We start from the raw sequence: 24,704 nt of genomic DNA on the forward strand, positions 1-24,704 counted from the left end.
TTATGCCCGTTCGATATATTCACCGGTACGCGTATCTACCCGCAAGACATCGCCGATATTTATAAATAAAGGAACTTTAACCGTATAGCCCGTTTCCAGTTTTGCCGGTTTGGTTCCACCGGTAGCTGTGTCACCACGAATGCCGGGGTCTGTTTCGATTACCGTCAATTCAACGGAATAAGGTAATTCAACACCAATTACCGCTCCTTGGAAAAACATGACGGCGATATTCATATTTTCCTTTAAAAACTTTTTCGCGTCCCCTAATTGGTCCTCGTTAAGAGCAATTTGTTCATAGGTTTCCGTGTCCATAAAGTTATACATTTGGTCGCTTTCGTACAAGTACTGCATATCGCGCCGGTCTACATGCGCCTTGGGCAATTTTTCACCAGCATTAAAAGTACGTTCAATTACAGCACCCGTACGGGCATTTTTCATCTTAGCCCGGACAAAGGCCGCTCCCTTGCCTGGTTTTACGTGTTGAAAATCAACGACTTGCCAGACATCTCCATCAATTTCAACTGTTACACCTGTACGAAAATCGTTAGTTGATATCATTTGTATAACCTCCTGCTATCCATCAATTTCTATGAATTGTTTACTGCTGGCAGTTAATACTTTAGCGCCGTCAGCAGTGACAACAACCACGTCTTCAATGCGGACACCGCCCCAGCCGGGCAAATAGATACCCGGTTCAACAGTAACCAACATATTTTCTTGCAGGCAAGTATCCGTATTACTGGGCGAAAGTCTAGGTTCTTCATGAATATAAAGTCCCAAACTATGTCCTAATCCGTGTCCGAAGTACTCACCATAGCCTGCGGCCTGGATTACGTTTCTGGCGACGGCATCAACTTCTTTGCCGGTTTTCCCGGTTTGGACCGCCGCAATTCCGGCTTGTTGAGCAGTTAAAACAATATCGTATATTTTCCGCTGCCGGTCATTGGCTTTACCCACGGCAACGGTCCGGGTTATGTCGGAATGATAGCCTTGAAAAACCGCTCCAAAGTCCATGGTAACCATTTCACCGGACTGAATTGTTTTACCGGTGGCCATTCCATGCGGGAGAGCGCCCCGCTCGCCGGAAGCTACAATTGTATCAAAAGCCGTTTTTTCACTGCCCAATTTACGCATCTGATATTCCAGGGCAGCGGCAATTTCATATTCGCTAATGCCGGGCTTAATTAGACCCAGAATATGCGTAAAAGCCTGATCGGCAATGTCTACCGCTTTTTGAATCAGCATCAGTTCCCGACTGTCCTTTATCATTCGCAAGCGATCCAATGACAGCGGTACCAATTGACAAAACGGTAAATACGAGAGCAATTTATTGTAAGCTTCCCAGGTAACATAATCACTTTCAAAGCCGACTTGCAGCGGTCTTTCTTCCCTTGACAAAATTGTTTTAATGGTTTCATAGGGATTGTTTTCCAAGCGAACAATCTCATAATCAGCGGCTTGGGAAGCCGCTTGTTCGAGATAACGAAAATCCGTTATTAATTGATTGCGGTCCGGATTTAATACCAGCATTCCCGCCGAACCGGTAAAACCGCTTAAATAATGACGGTTCTCCGGCTTACTGACGATAAGCGCATCCAGATTCTTATCGCTGAGAATTTGGCGCACTTTTTTGATCCGGTTATTCATGGCGGTTTATCGCCTCGATTCCGTCGCCTGACTTTGAATATAAAGAACTAATTCATTTTACCATAATTTACTTCGCTTGCCTAGTACCCTGTTAACTCTAAAGATATAAGTTGAATTCGTGACGATTTCTTTGCAAGGCAAGGCGGAGGAGGCACTCCTATTATTGTTTTAATATCTGGGTTGCGATGGCATGAAAAATCGGCGCCGCCACGTCTTCCCCTGACATTCCGTCTTCTACCAATACGACAATGACATATTTCGGATTGATGAGCGGCGTATAACCGGCAAACCAGGCATGGTTGATACCCCGGCCATTGGCATCGAACCGTCCGGTTTCGGCCGTACCGGTTTTACCGGCCGCACCGGCTCCCTCAATATATGCTTCTTTACCGGTTCCGATCCGGGTGACTTCATACATCATTTTTTTTAGCTGGGCCGCTGTTGTTTGCGAAATGATTCTGGTGCCGGCAGATAAGGGATAACTTTTTAACGTGGTACCGTCCGCAGCCGTTAAGCGCCTGACAACAGAAGGAGCGACCTTTATTCCGTCATTAACGATGGTAGACAACATAACCGCAATTTGTAAGGGTGTTACTTCCAGGGAGCCTTGGCCGATGGAAAGGTTGGCCAAATCACCGGCATACATAGTGTCCGGTTCCGGGAGATTTCCTGCTGCTTCTCCGCTGAAATCCAATTTTGTCCGGCTACCAAAGCCAAATCGTTTCGCATAAGCAATAAGACGGTTTGCGCCTATTTTCAAACCGGTTTGAATGAACACGGGGTTGCTGGAATAGGCCAACGCCTCCGTAAATGTCAAATTTCCCAGCCCTCCCGTATCATAATCCCAGCCTCTGAAGCGTTGATGATTCACATCAATGTAACCCGGGTCAAAAAAAAGGTCATCGGGATGAACCAGATTGTTTTCCAGCGCGGCGGCGGCTATAACCAGCTTAAAGACCGATCCCGGCGGATAGGCGGCCAAAGCCCGGTTCATGAGGGGGGCCGTATCTTTCTGCAGATAATTGCTCAGATTATTGGCATCAAAATTCGGCCGGGAAGCCATAGCTAAGATTTCCCCTGTTGACGGCCGCATGACGACTACCGCCCCTTTGGTTATTTTCTGATCCATAACATTCTCGACAATTTTTTGGATATTGCTGTCTATTGTTAATATGATATTATTCGGTTCTGCGCCGTTTCCCATCCGCAGCCGTTTATAGCCCAGTCCCGGAATAATCCGCCGCCCTGCATCGACAATGGCGGCCACATATTCAGGCCGGCTTCCCCGCAGTACGGAATCGTACATTCCTTCAATGCCGCTGACCCCTTTGTTATCGGCCGAATTAATATAACCGACAACATGCGATGCCAGACTGCTGTAGCCATAACGCATCCGTTCACCGACCACGATCACTCCCGGCAGCTTTAGACTGCTCACCTTTTTTGCCGCCAGCGCATCCAGTTCTGTATGCAGTTGGAAAGGATGGTCCGTCTGCGGAAATTCCGCTAAAATTGTTTCCGCTTTTTCGTTGGCCAGTGAAGATAAAGACTGCGCTGTTTTTTTCTGGTCCTTGATATAACGGGGAAATAGTATTGCCTTGAAATGCAATGCCGTATTGGTTAAAGGAGTTCCGTTGCGATCCAAAATTTCACCGCGTGCTACCTCTACCGGCATTTCATAGATACGGCCGCTTAAACTTTGGGATGCCAGCTTATTTTCCTCCATCGCCTGTAAATAAAAGAGCCGTAAAAGCAGCGCCGTGACGATTAACAAAAAGAACAGCGTGATTTTATAAATACGGCGAATGAAAAATACCATACTTCCACCTCAAGGATAGTATGGCACTTATAAGCAGCCTATTATACAAATTGAAAGGAAACCGGCAGATGATTCAGGATCGTTTCCACTTCCCGCCGGGTGTCCGGCGTAACCCGGATCGCGAGAACTCCTTCTTCCTTATTGACCGTAGTGACAACCCCCAGGTGCTCATACCCTTCCATAATCCGGTTTATATAATTGATGTCTTGGGAGTTGACGCGGATCCGTATCATATCAGTCATAAAATCAAACCCTCCGGCGCAGCATGGAGTACTCCGCTACCGCTTTTTTCATTGGCATTGTTATCAGTTGTTGCGGATGGGGAGCCACATCAATTAGTTCATTGAATTCGTTATACATAATTTCTATTTTTTGACTGAAGTTGGGCTGGCCGGGCTGCATAATTTCAATTTCTTCCCCGGTTTTCATATTATTACGCTGTTCGATCACCGCCAAGCCCGTATGAGAATCGTAGGCCTTTACCAGCCCAATAAATTCGTGGCTCTGCATATAGGACGACGATCCGTATATTTGATCCTCGGCGGACGTTTTATTAAAGTAGAAACCGGTTGTGTAAGCACGATGAGATATTTTTTCCAGTTCATCCTTCCATTCCTGCTTAACCTGGAATTTTTCGGGAGCGTCAGCGTAGGCGTCAATCGCTTCCCGGTATACCTTGACAACCGTAGCTACATAGTGAACACTTTTCATGCGTCCTTCAATTTTAAAGCTGTTAAGGCCGCTGTTTATTAGTTCCGGTAAATGCCCCAGAAGGCACAAATCCTTGGAATTAAAGATATAGGTTCCCCGGTCGTCTTCCACAACCGGAAAATATTGTCCCGGTCTTTTTTCTTCCTGCAAAGCATATTTCCAGCGGCATGGCTGAGCGCATTCGCCCCGGTTGGCATCCCGTCCGGTAAAGTAATTACTGAGCAGGCAGCGTCCCGAATAAGATATGCACATAGCCCCGTGGATAAAAGCCTCGAGTTCCAAGTTTACTTTTTTACGAATGACGCCTATATCGGCCAGAGACAGTTCCCGGGCCAGGACAACCCGCCGGGCGCCTAATTCCTGCCAGAACAGTACCGACGACCAGTTTGTATTATTGGCCTGGGTACTGATGTGCAATGGAAGGCCGGGAGTTATTTCACGGGCGACCCGGTATACTCCCGCATCCGAAATAATAATGCCGTCGGCACCGGCTTGCCATATAAACTGGAGATAAGCCGGCAGTGCAGCCAGGTCTTCATTATGAGGGAAGACATTTACCGTGATATAGGCTTTTTTTCCCAAGGAATGGGCGAAAGAGATTCCCTCTTTCATTTCACTTTCGGAAAAATTATCGCTAAATGCCCGGAGCCCAAAGGACTGCCCTCCCAGATACACGGCATCCGCACCGTAAATCAGCGCCATCTTCAATTTTTCCAAATTACCGGCAGGTGCTAACAATTCAGGTTTATTCATGTGCTATGTCTCCTTGAAATCGGGATATGGCGATACCGTCGCCGCGGGAATAAACTGTCGTTTGAAATCGGCGGTCTTCCGTGACAAACGTCAAATACTGTTCGAGACGTTTCACAATGGTGCGGTATCTTCGTGGCGGATCGGCTTTTCCGACCATGCCGCGAAATAAAACGTTGTCGGCGATAATGACGGCCCCCGGCAGCAGCCGGTCCATAATTTGCCGCAGATAATTTAAATACTGGCCTTTGGCCGCATCGATAAAAACAAAATCAAACCGGCCGGTTAACTCGGGTAACACGTTTCCCGCATCACCGGGTACAACCGTAATCATGGCTTCCATTCCTGCTTGTTGAATAAAATGCCGGGCTGTCATCAGACGGGCCTCATCCTGCTCAATGGTTAGGATCCGGGCACCGGGGGAAGCATGTCCGGCCATGATTATGGCGGAATAACCGATTGCCGTACCGATTTCCAGGATTGATTGGGGACGATGGATCTGAATTGCCTGAGACAGAAGAGAAACTCCCTCCGCCGATAAAATCGGCACCCGGAATTGCCGGGCATATTCTTGCATATTCTCTAGTATAGCGGTCACATCGGACATTTAGCTGCGCACCTTCTCTACCAGAGCCATATGTTCTTCGTAGGTTTTACTAAAGTGGTTCATTCCCTGTTTGTCGGCAACGAAATAGAGATAATCTGTTTTTGCCGGCTGTAATACAGCTTTTATCGAAGCTAATCCCGGATTGGCAATGGGCCCCGGCGGTAACCCGGCATGCTGATACGCATTATAGGGAGAGGAAATTTTCGTATCTTCAATCGTCAGGTCCGGTTTCAAGTTCCCTAAGATGTATTGAATTGTCGCATCCGATTGCAACGGCATGCCTTTTTTCAAACGATTGAGGAAAACACTGGCAATAATCGGACGGTCCCGTTCTATTTTGGCCTCTTTTTCCACTATGGAGGCCAAAATGATGACTTCGCGGATGGAAAGACCCAGTTTCTGAGCCTGCTTACGCATGGCCGGTGTAAATTGTTTATCAAAGTGAGTGACCATCATTTGCAACAGGTCTTTTTCTTTAATATTCCGGGAGACTTTGTACGTATCAGGAAAGACAAACCCTTCGCTGGCGTAAATTACTCCGGCGCCGGGCCGCATATAATCATAAGGGGTAAAATTCTTGGCCAGCGCTTTAAATTCGGTGCCGCTGCCAAGTTTTTTCTCTTCGATCAGCTTGGCGATCTGGTCTATGGTGTATCCTTCGGGAATCGTAAACTGTATATAGTCGGTGTCACCCTTAGCCAGCACGTCAACTACATGACGTAATGTCATATCGGGAGTAAAGGAATATTCTCCCGCCTGCAATGATTTTTGCAGACCCTCCATTTGTGCCAGGATGCGAAACAAATATACATTATTGATAATTCCATCCCGGTATAATAAGTCACCTATCTCCCGGGTCGTCATGCCGGACCGAATCGTAACAAAAACTGGTTCATCGCCGGTAGGCAGATTGGCTAGTCCCAGATAGGCGATACCGGAAAAAAAGAAAAGCGCGAATGCCTCCAGTAATATCTTGCGATGTGCCAAACATTGATTCCTGATGAATTTCAACTGCATATTATATCACCTCAGTTCCATAACCAGAGTAAGTATATTATACACAAATAGACAGAAAAAAAGAAGCCGTTAAGCTTCTTCCTCTTCGTCCATCAATTCTTCATAAGCCTGGCGGACTTGTTCGAATTCCTCGTCCGTCGGGTCGACATAAATTTCTTCCCCGTTTTCATCGGTATCGACCCGGGCAATGTAGACATCGATTTCATCCTCACAACCGCAATCACAGGCTTCGTCACCACAATCGCAATCCTCTTCAATATCGATCGGCACTAAGATTGCATAACGTTTTTCGCCAATAGGAATAACCATATCTTCACGATAATAATATTCATTACCTTCTTCATCGGTCATAACAACGACAGGTTCATCATCGAATTCTTCCATATCCTCTTTTTCAAAATCATCCATTGGTTGTCACCCCATCCTTTTCCGTGTAATGTAATTTTATATTAGAAAATTTATACTGTCAAGAAAGAGCAAAGGATCTTTGCCCAAACAGAACATACTTACTCTATAGGTTGTCACTGCCAAATCACTAGCGTGGTAAACTGTCCAGATAACCTTGTAAGATAAACACCGCCGCCATTTTATCAATTACCTTCTTCCGCTTGGCCCTTTTTACATCGGCAGCAATCAGCGACCGTTCGGCGGCTACCGTGGACAAGCGCTCATCCCATAATTTGACTTGAACTTGAGAGAACGACTGCGATAACTGGCTGGCGAATTTTTTTGTCAGTTCACCTCTCGGACCGATGGTACCATTCATATTTTTGGGAAATCCGACAATAATAGTATGAATCTGATATTGAGCAATAATTTCCTTTAACCGGGAAAAATCGTTGGCTATGGACGTACGGCGAATTACTTCCAACCCCTGAGCCGTTAATAGCAAGGAATCACTAACCGCGACGCCAATCGTCTTATCGCCGACGTCAAGCGCTAGTATACCCACAAAATCACTCCAATAAACTCTCTGTTTTATTTATCCGCAAGATACGCCTTGACCAGTTCTTCCAGGAGTTCATCCCGTTCCAGTTTACGTATCAAACCCCGTGCGTTGTTATGACTGGTAATATATGTAGGGTCGCCGGACAACAAATATCCGACAAGCTGATTAATAGGATTATAGCCTTTTTCTTTTAATGACTGATAGACAGTTTCAATGATAACTGCGGCATCGCTTTTTTCGTTGTCGACACGAAACATCATCGTTTCTTCGGATAAATTAGTCATTGAACATCCTCCTCCCTTATATTATCTCCTGCCATAACCATTATATTCTACCTTAGCTAGTATTTTCCTGTCCAGCGGGACAAATTTATAAAGTGGAGAAAGCGGGCCTGGACCCGCTTCTATTTATTTATCTGGTTTTTAATTATTTCTTTGGCTTTGTCTAAAGCGGCGGCAATTTTTTCCGGCTGTCTGCCTCCGGCCTGCGCCATATCCGGCCGGCCGCCGCCGCCGCCGCCGGCCATTTGTGCGGCTGCTTTTACGATGGCTCCGGCGTGAATTCCCCGTTCAACCGCTTTCTTTGTCGCCATAGCAACAAAATTTACTTTTTCATTGCTTACTGCTCCGAAAACAACCACACCACTGTCCAGGCGGTCTTTGGCCATATCCGCAATGGAGCGTAAATCATCCATATCGGCGGCTGAGACTTGACCGGTAACAACCTGAATGCCATTGACATCACTGACCGTGTTCAGCAATTCCTGCACCTGGTTTCGGGCCAGTTTCGCATTTGCCAAAGTTAATTCTTTTTCTAAATCTTTAACATGAGCCAGCACAGCCTCGAGGCGGTTGGCAAGGGCGTCGGGCCGGATCTTTAACAACCGGGCCGCTTTTGCCATCACATCATCCAACTGCTTAACATAATTGACAGTACCTTGGCCGGTTACAGCCTCGATACGCCGCAGCCCCGAACCAATACCGGCTTCCCCGATGATTTTAAACAAACCGATTTCCCCGGTATGGCTTACATGACTACCGCCGCACAGTTCCTTACTGAAATCGCCGGCAATGACCACTCTGACCCGTTCACCGTATTTTTCGCCGAACAGCGCCATGGCACCCATTTCTTTAGCCGTTTCCTGCGTAGTTTCGATGATACCGACAGGAATACCGGCTAGTATAACCTGATTGACAATGCTCTCAACCTGGGCTAATTCTTCCTCTGTGACCTGGGCAAAATGTGAAAAATCAAACCGCAGCCGTTCCTGAGTTACTAAAGAACCGGCCTGATTTACATGACTCCCCAGCACTTGCTTTAAAGCGGCATGCAAAAGATGAGTTGCCGTGTGGTTTCTGGCCGTATCCCGGTGCCGGGCCGCATCAATCAATAATTTAACGGGCTCCCCGGTTTTAACAGTTCCGGCAGAGACATGACCAATATGATAGATGGTTCCGTCGGGCAGTTTTTTGGTATTGACGACGGTGATCTGTCCGGCCGGAGCCGTAATACGGCCGATGTCGCCCACCTGGCCGCCTCCTTCGGCATAAAAGGACGTGACATTCATAATGACCGCGACATCCTCATCCTGAACTGCCGATTCAACAACTTGTCCGTCTTTTAAAATCAATACAATCTCGGCGGTATCGGCTTTTTCGTCATAACCAAGCTCTTGGGTGACTAGTTGGGACAAATCGGGAATGATCACTTTTTCCGCCTGTTCCTGGCGTGCCGCCCGGGCCCGTTCCCGCTGTTTATCCATGGCCTGATCGAAGGTGGTTTTATCCAAAGACAAGTCATGCTCCGTCAGAATTTCCTGCGTTAATTCCCAGGGAAAACCGAACGTATCATAGAGCCGGAAAACAATTTCCCCGTCCAGTACCTTAACCTGATTTTGTTTCATGTTCTGAATATGGGTATTCAATAATTCCATTCCCTGGGCCAGAGTTTCGCCGAAACGTTCTTCTTCCTGGAGGATTATTCTTTTAATATAGGCCTTCTTTTCGGCGATATAGGGATACGGTTCGGAAAAAATCGCGGCCACAACATCAACCAAGTCAGCCATAAACGGTTTATTGATGCCCAGCAGGCGGCCATGGCGGACGGCCCGCCGCAGCACCCGCCGCTCTACATAGCCCCGCCCTTCATTGGACGGCAAAATACCGTCAACAATCATAACGGTTACACTGCGGGCATGATCGGCAATTACTTTTAAAGATACATCGGTTTTAGCCGACTGGCCATAAGTTACACCAGCCAGTTTCGCGGTTTGCTCAATGAGGGGGAATAATAAATCCGTTTCAAAGTTGGACTTTTTATTTTGCAATACCGACGCGATCCGTTCCAGACCGGCGCCGGTATCAATATTCTTTTTCGCCAGCGGCGTATAATTGCCGGCCTCATCGCGGTCATACTGGGTGAATACTAAATTCCATATTTCCAGAAACCGGTCGCAGTTACAACCGACACCGCAGTCCGGGTTACCGCAGCCGCGGTCCTCTCCCAAATCAACATAAATTTCCGAGCAGGGACCACAGGGACCGGGTCCAATTTCCCAAAAATTATCTTCCAGCCGGATAATCCGTTCCGGCGAGACGCCAATATCGTTTTTCCATATATCATAGGCTTCATCATCTTTGGTATGGATTGTTACCCAGAGTTTATCAACCGGCAGCGTAAGCTCCTGAGTAATAAACTCCCAGGCCCAGCCAATGGCTTCTTTCTTAAAATAATCGCCAAAGGAAAAATTGCCTAACATTTCAAAAAATGTATGATGACGGGCGGTTCGCCCAACATTTTCAATATCACCGGTACGAACACACTTTTGACTGGTCGAAATCCGGAGATGGGGCGGTTTCATCTTGCCGGTGAAAAATGGCTTAAACGGGGCCATTCCGGCACCAATCAAAAGCAAGGTTGGGTCATTTTCGGGAATTAAAGGAGCGCTGGGTAGAATCAGATGATCTTTACTGGCAAAAAACTGCAAAAATTTCTTACGCAGTTCGTTTCCGGTCAATTTAATCAACCTCCAAATTATCAGGCGTTTTCTTCTGGAATTATACATAATTTAAATTGCAATGTCAATAATTGGAGAGTATCGCCTAAATAAGGAGACGCGCCAAATGTTGCAAAAATACTTTGATAACGGCAGCTACCGGCACCCCCAGCAACATTCCCGTCAATCCGGCCAGTTCTCCGCCGACAAAAACAAAAAAGATGACCGATAAAGGATGAAGCCCGGTATAATCACCAATAATTTTGGGTTGGATAACCGAACCCTCCAACTGATGTATAAAAAAAAACAGGACTATAACTTTTAAAGTTAGCAAGGGGGAAACAAGCAAGGCGGCGGCAACTGCCGGCGCTGCGCCGATAAATGCGCCGAAGTAAGGAATAATGTCCAGGATACCGGCAAATATGCCGATTAACAAGGCATATTTCAGATGCAAAAAGAACATGCCTGTGGCAGCCAAAACACCTACCAGGACAGCCACCATAAATTGTCCGCGGATAACGCCGCCCAGCACCTTATCAACGTCTTTGAAAGTCAGCACGACTTCATGCCGCCAGTACCCCGGCAGTAAATGAAGCAGTCCCTCTTTAATGTTGTCCCAGTCATGCAAAAGATAGAATGCTAGTACCGGACTGATTAATATGCCGATAAAATGGCCGAGCAGGCCGATGAGCCCGTTTATAATTCCATGAATGGAGTCCTGTACACTTTCTTCCAAGGCAAATAACGTGTCATCCAAGGCCGTACGAAACGCTTGTGGAATTTGCCAGTTTGAATAATGCCACTGAAGGTTATAAACAAACTCCTCCCCTTTTTTAACCATTTGCGGCATATCTTTACCGAAGTTTTCCATCTCGCGGATTAAAGCCGGTAACAGTTGGGAACCACCGATCATAAGACCGCCAAAAACAAAAAAATAAACAACGGCAATGGCCCAGGACCGTTTTAAACCTTTCGCTTCCAAAAGGCATACGGACGGATTTAGAAGATAAGCTAAGAATAAAGCGATCGCAAACGGATAGAGGCTGCGGCGAACAAGCCATAAACCATATAAGCCGATTATACATGCTCCGCCGGCAACGACAAAACGGACAACACGTTTTGTAATTTGCATATTCAACACCCCGGATAATGTATGTAACCAAAAAGCAAAACATGTGTAATTCTTTTCCTCAAGAAAGATCCAAAGGGTCTTACTTTCTGTTACTGAAAAAAAGGGAGACCATTTTGGTCTCCACGGCATGACTAATCCATTTTTTTGATTAAGCGTTTTCGCGCCAAACGGGCTTCCCGCATCAAATTTCGAGTTGTACAACGAATCGCGTCGGTGCTGCGTTCTACTAAAGGCTTTTTCTGCGGCCTGGCCGCGGGCCCTATGATGGCGCCAACTACGGTACCTAGAATTCCGCCCCACATTAGTCCCTGCCAAAATTTACTGCGCATCATATCACCCCTTTTGTACCTCTAAATTGACAGCATTCTGCATTGGATCATCATGCAGAGTCAGCGTGCCGTCCAATTCTACATCGAAAACCTTAAAACTTTGGCCGCTCATTATGAACTCTACACAACAATCCCAGCAAAAATACTGGTCGGCACCAACTTTTCCCACAGTTCGCTGTCCGCACACAGGACAGGTTATCATCCCAACCACCTCATAGTATTACTGAGATAGAGGATTGGTATAAAGTAGTTCCTTCATGCATTCAGGAACAATCATTTTGTCCTGACCTATTACATGCGCGGGCGGCAAGGGCATCATTTGGCGTCCATACAACAAATCGGTCAGTAAACTGTCGGACACTTCGTATGCCTTAAGTTCACCGGTAACTTCCTCAAAAACAATGTCGGTCAGAATCCCTAATTCCCGGCCCCGTTCCGTAAAAATCGGCTTGCCTAGAAGGTCATGCACAAGATGCAGAGACGGTTCCTGCTGGCAAACATCCGTCATAATCTGCAAACACTCATAATTGCGAATCATAACGGCATCTCTGCCGATACTAAGCAAATCAAAAAAAGCAATACCCTGCTCTTTTTCTATTAGCCAATCCATACCAGCAATAATAAGTCCCCACACAGCGGCATGATGAAAATTTAAAACTACTTCCCGCACCTCTCCAATCTGGGTACCGGTTTCCGTTTCCAGCACCGGCAGGCCAAATACATTGGACACTTTCTGCATAACGGCCTCCCACCCACATTTCGCACCCTGAACTTATGGCAACAATATTTCTCCTAATTTATAGCCACAAAGCAAATAACGCGGGAGAATTATTGTCGAATGACAGCGGACTGCGAAAAGTGGGCTAAAACAGATTGTATTTCTATTATGACCATTATGAGGGGTTTTTATTGCATTTTCATGAATTTTTCAGCCTGATTTCTCAATAATTGTACCACCGCCGACAACAAGATCGTCTTCATAAAAAACAACCGACTGCCCCGGCGTAATAGCCCGCTGCGGTTCCTTAAACCGGACCAAAACCCTGTTTGCGGGCAACGGGGTGAGTTCGGCATCGCCCTCTTTCGCGCTGTAACGGATCTTGGCCTTTATCTTGCGCGGTTTATCAAGCTGGTCGAATAGAATCCAATTGAGATCGCCGGCAATGAGTTCCCGGGCAAGGACTTCTTCGTTAGTCCCCAGTATTACTGCATTGCTCTCCGGCTTTAGACCGACCACGTACAGCGGCTTGCCGGCGGCAAGTCCCAAGCCTTTGCGCTGTCCTACCGTATAAAGGGGTAATCCTTTATGGCGCCCGATAATTCTGCCGTGAGTATCGACAAAATTTCCCGGCCGCAATGCTTCCGGCGCTTGTTCTTCCATAAAACGCTTATAATCGTCATCCGGTATAAAACAAATTTCCTGGCTGTCTGGTTTTTCCGCCACCGCCAGTCCGAATTCTCTGGCCATTTGACGGGTCTGGACTTTGGTGTAGTCCCCCAGAGGCATGAGAAAATGTTTTAAACTGGCCTGTGTCAGGTGATACAAGGCGTAGGACTGATCTTTCGTATTGTCCAGTCCTTTGCATAATAAATAACGGCCCAGTGAATCGTCATAGCGGATGCGTGCATAATGGCCGGTAGCGACATACTCCGCCCCCAAGGCAAGGGCCTTTTGCAAAAAGCCGTCAAATTTCAGATAGCGGTTGCAGGCTATACAAGGGTTCGGTGTTCGTCCCGCGGAATATTCCCGGATAAAATAATCAATCACGGTTTGCTGGAACATTTGCCGGAAGTTCAAAACATAGTAGGGAATCCCGATTTTATCGGCAACCCGCCGGGCATCCTCCACCGCCGACAGGGAGCAGCAGCCCCGGTGTTCCGGATCGGCAGCCGGTAAATTCTCATCCCATAGCTGCATTGTGGCGCCAATTACATCATAGCCCTGATGTACAAGAAGGGCGGCAGTTAATGAACTGTCCACCCCTCCACTCATGGCCACTAAGACTCTTGCTTTAGTACCCATGCAATCACTTTCCCCGTTTCTGGATGTAGTCTTTAATGGCCTCATGCAGTGCATCGGCGGCCAAATTGGAACAGTGCATTTTAGCGGGCGGCAAACCGTCCAGCGCTTCCGCTACCGCCTGGTTGGAAATTTGGAGCGCTTCCGACAAGGTTTTTCCTTTTACCATTTCCGTGACCATGCTGCTGGTGGCAATGGCGGCACCGCAGCCAAAAGTCTTAAATTTTACATCTTCGATAATGTCATTTTCCACTTTTAAGTAAATGCGCATAATATCGCCGCATTTGGCATTACCAACTTCGCCTATGCCGTCGGCATTTTTAATTTCGCCGACATTACGGGGATTGGTAAAGTGATCCATAACTTTTTCTGTATACATAAAAAACCCTCTCCTCTAGACGAATTAATGACGGTGACACAGATTGCACGGATTGGAGGACATTGGCTGCATTTCCGTTCCATAGAGCGGCGACATGCTGCGGAGTTTTTCAATAATTCCGGGCAGTACTTCCAGACAGTAATCAATCTCTTCTTCCGTATTGCCGCGCCCCAAAGAAATCCGCAGCGACCCATGGGCTACTTCATGGGTTAGACCCATTGCCAAAAGTACGTGGGACGGATCCAGCGAACCGGACGTGCAGGCTGAACCGCTGGAAGCGGCAATTCCTTTTAAATCAAGATTAAGTAACAGCGATTCCCCTTCGACATATAAAAAGCTAAAGTTAACATTGCCCGGCGCCCGCATGGTACGATGGCCGTTTAATTTAATATGAGGAATCTTTGCCTCGATACCCGCAATTAACTTATCTCTCAGGCGGGCAACCTGGGCAATTTTGGTGTTCATATCCCGCTTGGCAATTTCCGCCGCTTTTCCCAGCCCGATAATACCTGGCGTATTTTCCGTACCCGGCCGGATACTGCGCTCTTGTCCACCGCCCTGCTGCTGGGCTTCCAGCCGGACACCACGACGGACATATAAGGCGCCTATCCCTTTAGGCCCGTGAAATTTATGAGCCGATAAGGTAAGTAAGTCCACATTGTATTCATTGACATCAATGGGATAATTGCCTACAGCCTGTACCGCATCGGTGTGAAAATAAATTCCCTTTTCCCGGGCCAATTGTCCGATTTCTTTAATCGGTTGAATTGTACCCACTTCATTATTGGCAAACATAACGCTAATCAGGATAGTTTGATCGGTAATGGCGTTTTTTACATCTTCCAGGCGAACCATCGCATTTTCATCGACAGGCAGATAAGTAATGGAAAAACCCTGTTTTTCCAGGTATTCACAAGTATGCAAAATGGCATGATGCTCAATCGCGGTAGTAATAATATGATTTCCTTTTTTACGGTTGGCGTAGGCAACCCCTTTAAGCGCCAGATTGTCGGCCTCCGTACCGCCGCTGGTAAAAAATATTTCATTCGGATTGGCGCCAATCAGATCGGCTACACTTTGCCTGGCTTGATCGACCGCTTTTTTTACTTCCCGGCCAAAACTGTGGATACTGGAAGGATTACCAAATTTATCGGTCATATACTCCAGCATTAAGGTAGCTACCTCCGGGTCTACCGGTGTTGTAGCGGAATGATCAAAATAAATTCTTTTCATCAGCATTCATCTCCTTGAACCTTTTCTTCACGGCATAAATCAGCGAGAGATATTGAATCCAACACGTTATTAATGCTGTCGCGTACTTTGGCCCAGACACCGCGGGTAACACAAGAGCCGGCCCTTTCGCAATAATCATTGGTTGCTGTGTCGTTGTCAGTGAGCACACAATCGACGGGAGCAATCGGCCCTTCCATAGCCCGGATAATATCACCCACCGATATTTGATCCGGCTCTTTGGTCAGAGCATAGCCACCCTGTGAGCCCCGGACACTTTTCACATATCCGGCTTTACGCAGCGTTCCCATCAGCTGTTCCAAATAATGCTCCGAAATACCTTGCCGGCTGGCAATACTTTTCAGGGATATGGGACCTTCTCCCCGGTGCAGGGCCAGATCATACATAGCCGCTACCCCGTAACGGCCCTTGGTTGAAAGTTTCATAAGCAATCTCTCCGCTATTCCGACTATTTCGATAGGTTTTATTTGATTTAACTATAGCAGAAAAATCGCCGCTTGTCAAAGGAATCACAGTTATATTATTAGGTTCTTACAGCCAAAATATTAGGCATATGAGAAAAACCGCTGTTAGCGGTTTTTCGGTAATTGGAAATTTGTAATTGGATTTTGGAAAAGGAGGCCGTGATTTCAGGTGCAGGCTTATGGTCCCGGGCGAATAAAAAAACAGCCATTGGCGGCTGTTTTAAAGAAACGAGAAAGTTACGACCCGCCTTGACGCAATTTTTTTAACCGTTCCGCCAAAAGCGCTTCTACCCCGTTTTGGGTGGGCCGGTAATAAACCGTACCGGCGAGGGCATCGGGCAAATATTGTTGGGAAACGTATCCGCCGGGATAGTCGTGCGGATAGAGATACCCTTCACCGTGGCCTAACTGCCGGGCTCCTTTATAGTGGGAATCCCGCAAATGAGCCGGCACCAGGCCGTACTTATTTTCCCTTACATCCTTGAAAGCCTGGTCAATCGCCATATAGGCGGCGTTGCTTTTCGGCGCGGCAGCAATATAGGTAACGGCCTGAGCTAAGGGGATTCTGGCTTCCGGCAGGCCGATAAACTGTACTGCCTGCGCCGCCGACATCGCCAGGACCAGAGCCTGCGGATCCGCGTTGCCCACATCTTCCGCCGCGCAAATGACAATCCGCCGGGCAATAAACTTCAAATCTTCCCCGGCTTCCAGCATACGGGCCAAATAATGCAGCGCCGCATCCGGGTCGGAGCCGCGCATGCTTTTAATAAACGCCGATACCACATCATAATGATTATCACCGTGTTTATCATAAAGCTGGCGTTTCTCACCCGCAATGGCGGTGATCATTTCCGCCGAGATTCGACCGCCGTTGCCGGCAGCATAGGCGGCCTGTTCTAAGAGATTCAAAGCGACCCTGGCGTCGCCGCCGGCTAAATCGGCAATGCATGCCAATGAATTTTTTTCATATTGCAGTTCCAGTTTTCCCAGACCTCTTTCCCGGTCGTTCAAAGCCTGGATTAAGATTTGTATCACCTCTTCCCGCTCCAGGTGATGCAGGCGAATAATCCGGGTGCGGGACAAAAGAGGAGAATTTACTTCGAAATAAGGATTCTCCGTAGTGGCGCCAATTAGCGTTACTACGCCGTTTTCCACATGAGGCAGCAAAGCATCCTGCTGACTCTTGTTAAAGCGATGAATTTCATCAATAAAAAGAATGGTACGGCGATTGTAGAGCCGCAATCGCTCCATTGCCCCCTCTACAATTTTACGAATATCGCCCACTCCGGAAGAGACGGCGTTTAATCGTTCAAACTGAGCATTGGTGGCGTTGGCAATGATATGAGCTAACGTTGTTTTTCCCGTTCCGGGCGGCCCAAATAAAATAATGGACGGAATATTATCATTTTCAATCATCCGGCGTAAAAATTTTCCCTTGCCAAGGATGTCATCCTGCCCCACATATTCAGCCAGTGTTTCCGGCCTCATCCGTACGGCCAGCGGCGCTTCCCGCTCCCTATCCTGCTGATGAGCTAAGGTAAACAAATCCACAGTAATCACCCGTTTTATTCTAAATGCTAAAATAAAAAGATTTGGCCGAGCGCCAAATCAATATAAAACCCCCACCATGCCGTTATTGCCGTTGTTTTGAACCTGCCCCAGGCAGGTGGGTGCCCGCCTGATTGCTTTCTATTTCCCTTCAGTAAAGCAGGGCTTACAGGCCACAATCAGAGTCAGGGCTCCCTTCGTAAATGTGTTGGCTCAAAACAATTGGCATCCCACGCACACAGCAGGGCAAACCAAATATTCTTAACTTTTCGTCTTTTATCTTATCAAAGATAAAGCCGGTTTGCAAGTAAGCTGCCCGTGGAATGTTTTACCATTATTTTTTTACCAGGACATCGGTTTTTATGTGCAATTCTTTCAGCTGGCGCGGCGCGACTTCCGACGGCGCCTGGGCCATCACATCGCTGGCGCTTTGCGTTTTGGGAAAGGCAATGACGTCGCGGATGGAAGAACGTTTGGCCATTAACATGATCAGCCGGTCCAGGCCGAAGGCAATGCCGCCATGCGGCGGAGTTCCGAATTCAAATGCTTCCAGCAAATAGCCAAATTTTTCATTCGCTTCTTCCTGGGTCAGGCCAATCGTCTTAAAGATTTGTTCCTGCAATTCCCGGTTATAGATACGAAGGCTGCCGCCGCCGATTTCCGTGCCGTTTAAAATCATATCATACGCTTTGGCTTTAATCCGTCCGGGGTCACTGGCCAAAAATGCCACATCCTCGTCCCGCGGTGAAGTAAAGGGATGATGCATGGCTACCCAGCGCTTTTCCTCCGTGTCGTATTCAAACATCGGGAAATCAATAACCCATAAAAAGGACAGTTTATCCGGATCAATAAGATTTAAGCGACGGGCCATTTCCAATCGCAGTTGTCCCAGGGCATTGGCCACGACATTGGACTCTCCCGCTACAATTAAAAGCAGGTCCCCTTCCTCGGCCTGAGTTGTCTCGGTAATCCGGGTAATGATTTCCGGGGTAAAAAACTTGGTTATGGATGATTTGATACCATCGGCCGTATAACACATCCAGGCTAATCCTTTTACGCCGAAATTGCCAACATAATTGACCAGGCCATCCAGCTCCCGCCGGGGAATATCGGCATAGCCTTTTACATTAATGGCTTTTACCTGTCCGCTGTTAGCCAGAATGGTTTCAAATACCTTAAACTCGGAACCCCGAATGGCGTCGGAAATATTAATCAGTTCCATGCCGAAACGAATATCCGGCTTGTCCGAGCCGTAACGTGACATGGCTTCTTCATAAGTTAAACGCGGTATGGGGGTAACGATATCAACCTCCAGGGCTTGCCGGAATAAATAAGCAACCATTTCCTCCATCTGTGTCAAAACGTCTTCCCGTTCAATGAAAGACATTTCAATATCCAATTGAGTAAATTCCGGCTGCCGGTCGGCCCTTAAATCTTCATCGCGAAAACAGCGGACAATTTGAAAATAACGCTCCATACCGGCAACCATGAGGAGTTGTTTGAAAATCTGCGGTGATTGGGGCAAAGCGTAAAACTTGCCTGGATTGACCCGGCTGGGTACTAAATAATCCCGCGCTCCCTCCGGCGAACTTTTGGTAAGCATAGGAGTCTCTACTTCTATAAATCCGTTCCGGTCGAAGAAATCCCGCATCGCCTTGGTAACTTTGTGTCTGAGAATCAGGTTCTGCTGCATTTCGGGACGGCGTAAATCAAGGTAGCGATACTTCAGGCGAACGGTTTCATCCACCTCAAGATTGTCTTGAATATAAAAGGGCGGCGTATTCGCACTGTTGAGAATCCGCAGTTCCGTGCAATACACCTCGATTTCTCCCGTCACCATGTTAGGATTGACCGTTGCTGCCGACCGTTGCCGGACTGTTCCCCGCACAGCCAGAACATACTCATTGCGGATAGTTTCGGCTTTTTTAAAGGCCGCTTCATTCGTATCGGGCGAAAATACAACCTGGACGATCCCCGAACGGTCACGAAAATCGACGAAAATAAGTCCCCCATGGTCGCGACGGCGCGCCACCCAGCCGCATAAAACCACTTCCTTGCCGGTGTCCTCTTTAGTTAGAGACGCACAGGAATGCGTACGTTTTAAACCTGCCATTGTATCCATGTTAAAATTCCACTCCCATATTTAATGTTTTCATAACCTCAGGTAGCGTCATTCGTTGCTGTTCGCCCGTATGCATATCTTTCAACATGACCTGATTGGCGGCTACTTCCTCCTCGCCGATAATGGCGGCGAACCGGGCCGAAAGTTTATTGGCCTGTTTCATTTGTCCTTTCAGGCTGCGGTTCATAAAGTCCATATCGGCGGTAAATCCGTCTTGACGCAACCTTGTTAGCAGTTTAAATCCCAGGAGCTGTGCCGGAGTACCCAGAGGGGCAACAAAGACATCCAGTTTTTCCGCCGGTTCCGGCAGCAAATTCTGCTTCTCCAAAGCCAGCATGACCCGTTCCAGACCGATTGCAAAGCCAATGCCGGGAGTCGGTTGTCCACCACATTCCTCTACCAGACCGTCATAACGTCCGCCGCCGCATACCGCACTTTGCGCACCCAACGGGGCATATTGAATTTCAAACGCGGTCTTCGTATAATAATCCAGCCCCCGAACCAGACGGGGATTTAAGCTGTATTGGATTTCAGCCGCCGTTAATAATTCTTTTAATTGAGTAAAATGGCCGCTGCACTCTTCACAAAGACAGTCCGTCATTTGCGGTGCGCCGGCGGATAATTGGGCGCAGGTCTCATTTTTGCAGTCAAGAATGCGCAGTGGATTCCGTTCAAACCGTGATTGACAGTCTTTACACAAATGGGCTAATTTATCGCGCAAAAACGCTTGCAGTTTTTGGCGGTATACAGGACGGCACTTGGGGCAGCCTACCGAATTGAGAAAAAGTTTCAGCTCACTTAACCCCAGTTTTTGAAAAAATTGCATGGCAAGAGTAATAATTTCGGCATCGATAACTGGATCGGCCGCACCGATTGCTTCGACGCCAAACTGATGAAACTGCCGGAACCGTCCTGCCTGCGGACGGTCATAACGGAACATAGGTCCCATATAAAACACTTTCAGCGGCGGCTGACCGGCATATAACTTATGCTCTAAATAAGCCCGGACAACAGCTGCCGTATTTTCCGGCCGCAAAGTAATACTGCGGCCTCCCCGGTCATTAAAAGTATACATTTCTTTTTCGACAATATCGGTCGTCTCACCAATACCGCGCAAGAAAAGTTCCGTATGCTCAAATACGGGGGTACGAATTTCCTGGTAAGCATTCATTCTGCATACTTCCCGGGCGGTCTCTTCCACATACCGCCAATACTTACTGCTGTCCGGCAATATATCCTTTGTCCCGCGCGGTCCCGTTGTTAACATAATTTAAGTTTCCTCCTCCCGGTGTGCAAATAATCTGGTTAACAGTTTGCTGCGTTCATTAAGATAAGAAGGCAGCCGGTTTATATATGTCAAGACGTCCTTGGCGTTATACCGGCTTTCCAAACGCCAGGTTGACCTGTCTACGGCTTTGGTTGCAGCGGCCGGACCGATGCCGATTACAGTCTGTCTTTCTTCCATCATCTGAATATTATACAAACATTCGGTTCCCTGTTGACAGTAGCCGATATTTTCCAAATTGCCGGTCATGTATTTTTGACGGTACATATAGTAGGGATTCATGCCCAGGGTTGAGGCATAACCGTCAGCAATCGACAGCATCCGGGCGGTCGTTTTTTCATCAGGCAAATCATACTCGGCAAGGTTGGCCTTCAGCAGGGAACCTTTCTTCAGAGCCAGCGTATGTACTGTAAGATTTTCCGGTCCTAATTGGCTGATTTTTTGCATGGTATCTTCCATATCCTGTTCATCTTCACCGGGTAACCCGGCGATTACATCCATGTTGATTACCGGAATGCCGGCTTTTCTAAATTTGCCAAACACTTTAATTATATCCTCTACGGTATGTCGGCGTCCAATACGATTTAAGGTTTTTTGCTGCATAGTCTGGGGATTTACACTTACTCGTGTTACCCCGTAACGGCACAGGGCTTCAATGTGGCCATCGTCAATACTGTCGGGTCTTCCTGCTTCCACGGTAAACTCCTTTGTTTCAGCGGTTATTAACCGGGACACCCGGTCAAGGACACGGGCAAAAGAAGCCGGCGGCAAACTCGTAGGGGTACCACCGCCGATATATACCGTTTCAACCTGCAAGCCATACCGTTCAATCAGTTTAATTACCGTGTCGATATCCTGTTCCAGTGCATTCAGAAACACAAGCAGCTCTCGCGGATTTTCCGGACGGACATAGGCGGGAAAGGAGCAATACAAGCAGCGGGACGGACAATAAGGTATGCCTATATAGATGCTGACACAGGCCTTTCCTTCCGCCGGCAATAAAAAAGGACGCTGATAGAGAGCAATTTTTGTGACCAATTCCGCCTTGGCCGCGTTCACGGCATAATCAGCCGTCATCTTTTCGGTAATTTGTTGTTTACTGAGCCCTTTGTCCAATAAACGGTGCACGATTTTGGTCGGGCGGACCCCGCGCAATATACCCCAGGGACCGGGGTCGGTGCCGGTGATTTTTCGCATAATATATAACACATTATGCATAAGCAGCCGTTTCATTTCCCGGTCGTGCTCACCGGGAACAATGGCTGCCGTTGCCTGCCGGACCACCCTGCCCGGCTTATGGGCGGCACACCGGAAAAATCCTTCCGTAAGCAATGCGATTTGCGCATCCTTCTCCGGCAAGATACGGTTACGAATCAGAACCGCATTTTCGGGCAAAAACCCTCCGGGCTGATCAGGGTTCACATCACTCCCTAACGGACAGGTTGCCGGAAGCACCTCAAACAACACCATAATCTGGTTTACTGCGCCGGAATAGGCAAGTGCATCACCACATAAAAAATATTGTTCAACCTTCACGTTTCTTTTGGCACTCCTGACAATAGCCGTAAAATTTCACCTGATGGTCGGTAATTGTAAAATTGCTTTTGCGGGCAATTACGGTTTCTAAGGTTTCCAGTAAATCATCTTCGAATTCTTTCACCAGACCGCAGGCAATGCAAATCAGATGATGATGGTGATGCAGCGTATTGTTTTGGTTCAATTCATAGCGGTTGCAGCCATCGCCAAATTCCATTTTTTGCAGTATGTCAAGATCACTTAGCAGTTCAAGGGTACGATACACCGTAGCCAGGCCAATATCGGAAGCATGCTGTCGCAAAATGTCATAAACATCTTCGGCGCTTAAATGCTTGTCCGGATGGTCAACAAAGATTTGTAAAATTGTCTGGCGTTGCGGGGTCAGTTTATATTGGCGCTCCCGGAATTTTTCCCGCAGGTCGGTCATATTAATGGACATGGATTGGTCACCTACTTTCCCCAAAATACCACAAGTGTCGGATGATTACCCGTAACAAAGCCATGACCGGTACAGCCAGCATCATGCCGATAATACCGAAAAACTGCCCGCCGACTAAGAGGCTGATAATAATTAAGACGGGATGCAATTCAATTGTATGCCCCATAATATTGGGCAAAACAATATGATTTTCCACTTGATGGACAATCAGATAGAAAACAATCACCTTCAAGGCCAGGGCGGGTGATACCAGATAAGCCAATAAGATGGCCGGCACCGAACCGATAATGGGACCGATAATCGGTATTGTTTCGGTCAGCATGGCCAAGAGCCCCAACACGAGCGGATAATTGACATCCATCAGATACATACCCAAAAAGACAATAAAACCAATGACAATGCTGGTCAGTATTTGGCCGCGGATATAACCGCTTACCACAACCCCCATTTCTTCTATCATCAGCCGCAGCTTATTCTGAAGGTTCGCAGGAAAAACTGCTACAAAATGGTCTTTTAAACTTTGCCAGTCTTTCAAGAAATAGTATGTCAAAACGGGAACGACAAGCAATTGAACAATTTGCGAAGCAAAATGCAGGATGGAATCAAAAATACGGCGCAATAGGCCGACCGAGTAAGTGGTGGCGGCGGATAAGGCCTGTTCCGTCAGCCCCTTTACATTTTCCGGCAGATGCATCATGCTATTGGTATGTTTTTCAATAACCGTGCTGATATTTTGAATTTTTAGCCCTAATGTTGGTAAATCGACAACAAACCGGTTAAATTCTTTAATAAAAGGCAAAAACAAAAATGTCAGAACCAGGAGCAGTAAGCAACCGGCCAAAAGAAAGGTTGCCAGGACCGCCAAAGAACGCGGTAAAATAAATCTGCCGGACCAGGAATGGGGTTTTGACAGAAAAGATACCAGGGGATTTAATAAAAAAGCCGCAATAACCGCCAGAATAATTGGCAAATAAATAGATGTAACCTGACTGAGAAGGATTATTCCCAAGCCCGAGATTAGTATTTTCAGCCAAGCTGAAACCGGTTTACTCACCTAAACCGCCACCCAACCTTTACTGAATAAACGGATTATGAGTCCGTTCCCAACCAATTGTCGTTTCCGGGCCGTGCCCGGGCAGTACCTTCATCCCATCGGGCAGAACCATTAATTTTTCTTGAATGGCCGTAATCAACTGTTGATAAGAACCACCGGGGAAATCGGTTCTGCCGATTGATTCCGCAAATAAAGTGTCGCCACTGAATAACAGATCGTCGCCCTTAAGGCAAATTCCGCCCGGGGTATGCCCGGGTGTATGAAGGACGGTTAGCTCCGTATTGCCGACAGGAATGATATCGCCGTCATTGATGAGCCGGTCGGCCGGTTTCAGGACTACTTCCCCGCCGATAAAAGACGATAAATTCTGCTGCGGATTCGTCAGCATGCCCGCATCCCGGGGATGAATCAGCACGGCGGCTCCCGTTGCGTTTTGGACTTCTCCGTTGGCCGCAATGTGATCCACATGTCCGTGGGTATTGATAATAAGTTTTACCTGCAGTTTTTGGCCAGCGAGAATATCGAGAATCTGCGCCGCGTTGCCGCCGGGGTCAATAACCGCCGCCTGCCGGGTTTGCTCACAATAGGCAATATAGCAATTTGTACCCAGATTGCCCACTTCAAAGCGAATTACCTTCATGATATCCACC

26 protein-coding genes and 1 other RNA gene are annotated in these 24,704 nt (G+C 47.4%); all 27 read right to left on the minus strand.

Annotated features, from left to right (window positions below):
• Nucleotides 1–558, minus strand: coding sequence for an elongation factor P (gene efp / locus LUCIF_RS06010; RefSeq protein ID WP_122626977.1), 558 nt, complete (start codon nucleotides 556–558; stop codon nucleotides 1–3).
• Nucleotides 559–573: 15 nt separating this feature from the next.
• A complete protein-coding gene (locus LUCIF_RS06015) occupies nucleotides 574–1,647 on the minus strand; it encodes a M24 family metallopeptidase (protein WP_122626978.1) in 1,074 nt (357 codons plus the stop codon).
• A gap of 160 nt (nucleotides 1,648–1,807) precedes the next feature.
• Nucleotides 1,808–3,466 carry a peptidoglycan D,D-transpeptidase FtsI family protein gene (locus LUCIF_RS06020; protein ID WP_122626979.1) on the minus strand — a complete coding sequence of 553 codons (1,659 nt, stop codon included), beginning with the start codon at nucleotides 3,464–3,466 and terminating at the stop codon, nucleotides 1,808–1,810.
• A gap of 41 nt (nucleotides 3,467–3,507) precedes the next feature.
• Nucleotides 3,508–3,708 (minus strand): DUF4911 domain-containing protein, encoded by a 201-nt coding sequence (locus LUCIF_RS06025; protein WP_122626980.1) that lies wholly within the window; start codon nucleotides 3,706–3,708, stop codon nucleotides 3,508–3,510.
• A 4-nt stretch (nucleotides 3,709–3,712) separates the two neighbouring features.
• Nucleotides 3,713–4,930, minus strand: coding sequence for a peptidase U32 family protein (locus LUCIF_RS06030; protein ID WP_122626981.1), 1,218 nt, complete (start codon nucleotides 4,928–4,930; stop codon nucleotides 3,713–3,715).
• On the minus strand, nucleotides 4,923–5,534 hold the full coding sequence (locus tag LUCIF_RS06035; RefSeq protein WP_122626982.1) for an O-methyltransferase: 612 nt from the start codon (nucleotides 5,532–5,534) through the stop codon (nucleotides 4,923–4,925). The genes LUCIF_RS06030 and LUCIF_RS06035 overlap by 8 nt, the downstream gene beginning before the upstream one ends.
• The gene (mltG, locus tag LUCIF_RS06040) at nucleotides 5,535–6,551 is read right to left on the minus strand and encodes an endolytic transglycosylase MltG (RefSeq protein ID WP_122626983.1); all 1,017 of its coding nucleotides are present in this window, start codon (nucleotides 6,549–6,551) and stop codon (nucleotides 5,535–5,537) included.
• 69 nt (nucleotides 6,552–6,620) lie between these two features.
• Complete coding sequence (locus LUCIF_RS06045) at nucleotides 6,621–6,959, minus strand: DUF1292 domain-containing protein (protein WP_122626984.1); 339 nt, start codon at nucleotides 6,957–6,959, stop codon at nucleotides 6,621–6,623.
• Nucleotides 6,960–7,086: 127 nt separating this feature from the next.
• Nucleotides 7,087–7,503, minus strand: coding sequence for a Holliday junction resolvase RuvX (gene ruvX, locus LUCIF_RS06050; RefSeq protein WP_122626985.1), 417 nt, complete (start codon nucleotides 7,501–7,503; stop codon nucleotides 7,087–7,089).
• 26 nt (nucleotides 7,504–7,529) lie between these two features.
• Nucleotides 7,530–7,784, minus strand: coding sequence for an IreB family regulatory phosphoprotein (locus LUCIF_RS06055; protein WP_122626986.1), 255 nt, complete (start codon nucleotides 7,782–7,784; stop codon nucleotides 7,530–7,532).
• Between the two features lie 119 nt (nucleotides 7,785–7,903).
• A complete protein-coding gene (gene alaS, locus LUCIF_RS06060; RefSeq protein ID WP_207857085.1) occupies nucleotides 7,904–10,516 on the minus strand; it encodes an alanine--tRNA ligase in 2,613 nt (870 codons plus the stop codon).
• 85 nt (nucleotides 10,517–10,601) lie between these two features.
• Nucleotides 10,602–11,627: an AI-2E family transporter gene (locus LUCIF_RS06065; RefSeq protein ID WP_122626988.1), complete on the minus strand. Its 1,026-nt coding sequence runs from the start codon at nucleotides 11,625–11,627 to the stop codon at nucleotides 10,602–10,604.
• A 131-nt stretch (nucleotides 11,628–11,758) separates the two neighbouring features.
• The gene (locus LUCIF_RS06070) at nucleotides 11,759–11,959 is read right to left on the minus strand and encodes a hypothetical protein (RefSeq protein ID WP_126720579.1); all 201 of its coding nucleotides are present in this window, start codon (nucleotides 11,957–11,959) and stop codon (nucleotides 11,759–11,761) included.
• Nucleotide 11,960: 1 nt separating this feature from the next.
• Entirely contained in the window at nucleotides 11,961–12,158 is a 198-nt protein-coding gene (locus LUCIF_RS06075; protein WP_122626990.1) for a YrzR-like zinc ribbon domain, read from the minus strand.
• A gap of 18 nt (nucleotides 12,159–12,176) precedes the next feature.
• The gene (locus LUCIF_RS06080; protein ID WP_122626991.1) at nucleotides 12,177–12,695 is read right to left on the minus strand and encodes a PRC-barrel domain-containing protein; all 519 of its coding nucleotides are present in this window, start codon (nucleotides 12,693–12,695) and stop codon (nucleotides 12,177–12,179) included.
• Between the two features lie 189 nt (nucleotides 12,696–12,884).
• Nucleotides 12,885–13,979, minus strand: coding sequence for a tRNA 2-thiouridine(34) synthase MnmA (gene mnmA / locus LUCIF_RS06085; protein ID WP_122626992.1), 1,095 nt, complete (start codon nucleotides 13,977–13,979; stop codon nucleotides 12,885–12,887).
• 4 nt (nucleotides 13,980–13,983) lie between these two features.
• Entirely contained in the window at nucleotides 13,984–14,355 is a 372-nt protein-coding gene (gene nifU, locus LUCIF_RS06090; RefSeq protein WP_122626993.1) for a Fe-S cluster assembly scaffold protein NifU, read from the minus strand.
• Between the two features lie 24 nt (nucleotides 14,356–14,379).
• Nucleotides 14,380–15,588, minus strand: a complete 1,209-nt coding sequence (nifS, locus tag LUCIF_RS06095) for a cysteine desulfurase NifS (protein WP_122626994.1) — start codon at nucleotides 15,586–15,588, stop codon at nucleotides 14,380–14,382.
• Entirely contained in the window at nucleotides 15,588–16,031 is a 444-nt protein-coding gene (locus tag LUCIF_RS06100) for an RrF2 family transcriptional regulator (RefSeq protein WP_122626995.1), read from the minus strand. The genes nifS and LUCIF_RS06100 overlap by 1 nt, the downstream gene beginning before the upstream one ends.
• Before the next feature lie 276 nt (nucleotides 16,032–16,307).
• Nucleotides 16,308–17,558 carry a replication-associated recombination protein A gene (locus LUCIF_RS06105; protein WP_370744938.1) on the minus strand — a complete coding sequence of 417 codons (1,251 nt, stop codon included), beginning with the start codon at nucleotides 17,556–17,558 and terminating at the stop codon, nucleotides 16,308–16,310.
• Nucleotides 17,559–17,685: 127 nt separating this feature from the next.
• Nucleotides 17,686–17,869, minus strand: a non-coding RNA gene (gene ssrS, locus LUCIF_RS06110) — 6S RNA.
• Between the two features lie 83 nt (nucleotides 17,870–17,952).
• Nucleotides 17,953–19,740, minus strand: coding sequence for an aspartate--tRNA ligase (gene aspS, locus LUCIF_RS06115; protein WP_122626997.1), 1,788 nt, complete (start codon nucleotides 19,738–19,740; stop codon nucleotides 17,953–17,955).
• A 1-nt stretch (nucleotide 19,741) separates the two neighbouring features.
• Nucleotides 19,742–21,007 carry a histidine--tRNA ligase gene (gene hisS / locus LUCIF_RS06120; protein ID WP_122626998.1) on the minus strand — a complete coding sequence of 422 codons (1,266 nt, stop codon included), beginning with the start codon at nucleotides 21,005–21,007 and terminating at the stop codon, nucleotides 19,742–19,744.
• A 3-nt stretch (nucleotides 21,008–21,010) separates the two neighbouring features.
• Nucleotides 21,011–22,561, minus strand: coding sequence for a coproporphyrinogen dehydrogenase HemZ (gene hemZ / locus LUCIF_RS06125; RefSeq protein WP_207857088.1), 1,551 nt, complete (start codon nucleotides 22,559–22,561; stop codon nucleotides 21,011–21,013).
• Nucleotides 22,551–23,000 carry a Fur family transcriptional regulator gene (locus LUCIF_RS06130; protein WP_122626999.1) on the minus strand — a complete coding sequence of 150 codons (450 nt, stop codon included), beginning with the start codon at nucleotides 22,998–23,000 and terminating at the stop codon, nucleotides 22,551–22,553. Before LUCIF_RS06130 ends, hemZ begins: the two co-directional genes overlap by 11 nt.
• Before the next feature lie 7 nt (nucleotides 23,001–23,007).
• Nucleotides 23,008–24,054 (minus strand): AI-2E family transporter, encoded by a 1,047-nt coding sequence (locus tag LUCIF_RS06135; protein ID WP_122627000.1) that lies wholly within the window; start codon nucleotides 24,052–24,054, stop codon nucleotides 23,008–23,010.
• A 19-nt stretch (nucleotides 24,055–24,073) separates the two neighbouring features.
• Nucleotides 24,074–24,694 carry an MBL fold metallo-hydrolase gene (locus tag LUCIF_RS06140; RefSeq protein WP_122627001.1) on the minus strand — a complete coding sequence of 207 codons (621 nt, stop codon included), beginning with the start codon at nucleotides 24,692–24,694 and terminating at the stop codon, nucleotides 24,074–24,076.
• Nucleotides 24,695–24,704: the final 10 nt, after the last annotated feature.

The organism is Allolucifera butyrica (genome assembly GCF_900476375.1).
GTDB lineage: Bacteria > Bacillota > Negativicutes > Sporomusales > UPPP01 > Lucifera > Lucifera butyrica.

Excerpts from the sequence above, each read along its gene's own strand:
- LUCIF_RS06075 (WP_122626990.1), bottom strand. The coding sequence starts at position 12,158 with ATGATAACCTGTCCTGTGTGCGGACAGCGAACTGTGGGAAAAGTTGGT.
- LUCIF_RS06080 (WP_122626991.1), bottom strand. The coding sequence starts at position 12,695 with ATGCAGAAAGTGTCCAATGTATTTGGCCTGCCGGTGCTGGAAACGGAA.
- aspS (WP_122626997.1), bottom strand. The coding sequence starts at position 19,740 with ATGGATACAATGGCAGGTTTAAAACGTACGCATTCCTGTGCGTCTCTA.
- LUCIF_RS06045 (WP_122626984.1), bottom strand. The coding sequence starts at position 6,959 with ATGGATGATTTTGAAAAAGAGGATATGGAAGAATTCGATGATGAACCT.
- LUCIF_RS06025 (WP_122626980.1), bottom strand. The coding sequence starts at position 3,708 with ATGACTGATATGATACGGATCCGCGTCAACTCCCAAGACATCAATTAT.
- LUCIF_RS06015 (WP_122626978.1), bottom strand. The coding sequence starts at position 1,647 with ATGAATAACCGGATCAAAAAAGTGCGCCAAATTCTCAGCGATAAGAAT.
- hisS (WP_122626998.1), bottom strand. The coding sequence starts at position 21,007 with ATGTTAACAACGGGACCGCGCGGGACAAAGGATATATTGCCGGACAGC.
- LUCIF_RS06020 (WP_122626979.1), bottom strand. The coding sequence starts at position 3,466 with ATGGTATTTTTCATTCGCCGTATTTATAAAATCACGCTGTTCTTTTTG.
- LUCIF_RS06130 (WP_122626999.1), bottom strand. The coding sequence starts at position 23,000 with ATGTCCATTAATATGACCGACCTGCGGGAAAAATTCCGGGAGCGCCAA.
- LUCIF_RS06105 (WP_370744938.1), bottom strand. The coding sequence starts at position 17,558 with ATGAGGCCGGAAACACTGGCTGAATATGTGGGGCAGGATGACATCCTT.
- nifS (WP_122626994.1), bottom strand. The coding sequence starts at position 15,588 with ATGAAAAGAATTTATTTTGATCATTCCGCTACAACACCGGTAGACCCG.
- nifU (WP_122626993.1), bottom strand. The coding sequence starts at position 14,355 with ATGTATACAGAAAAAGTTATGGATCACTTTACCAATCCCCGTAATGTC.
- LUCIF_RS06065 (WP_122626988.1), bottom strand. The coding sequence starts at position 11,627 with ATGCAAATTACAAAACGTGTTGTCCGTTTTGTCGTTGCCGGCGGAGCA.
- LUCIF_RS06100 (WP_122626995.1), bottom strand. The coding sequence starts at position 16,031 with ATGAAACTTTCAACCAAGGGCCGTTACGGGGTAGCGGCTATGTATGAT.
- LUCIF_RS06035 (WP_122626982.1), bottom strand. The coding sequence starts at position 5,534 with ATGTCCGATGTGACCGCTATACTAGAGAATATGCAAGAATATGCCCGG.
- LUCIF_RS06070 (WP_126720579.1), bottom strand. The coding sequence starts at position 11,959 with ATGATGCGCAGTAAATTTTGGCAGGGACTAATGTGGGGCGGAATTCTA.
- mnmA (WP_122626992.1), bottom strand. The coding sequence starts at position 13,979 with ATGGGTACTAAAGCAAGAGTCTTAGTGGCCATGAGTGGAGGGGTGGAC.
- LUCIF_RS06030 (WP_122626981.1), bottom strand. The coding sequence starts at position 4,930 with ATGAATAAACCTGAATTGTTAGCACCTGCCGGTAATTTGGAAAAATTG.
- mltG (WP_122626983.1), bottom strand. The coding sequence starts at position 6,551 with ATGCAGTTGAAATTCATCAGGAATCAATGTTTGGCACATCGCAAGATA.
- LUCIF_RS06140 (WP_122627001.1), bottom strand. The coding sequence starts at position 24,694 with ATGAAGGTAATTCGCTTTGAAGTGGGCAATCTGGGTACAAATTGCTAT.
- LUCIF_RS06055 (WP_122626986.1), bottom strand. The coding sequence starts at position 7,784 with ATGACTAATTTATCCGAAGAAACGATGATGTTTCGTGTCGACAACGAA.
- efp (WP_122626977.1), bottom strand. The coding sequence starts at position 558 with ATGATATCAACTAACGATTTTCGTACAGGTGTAACAGTTGAAATTGAT.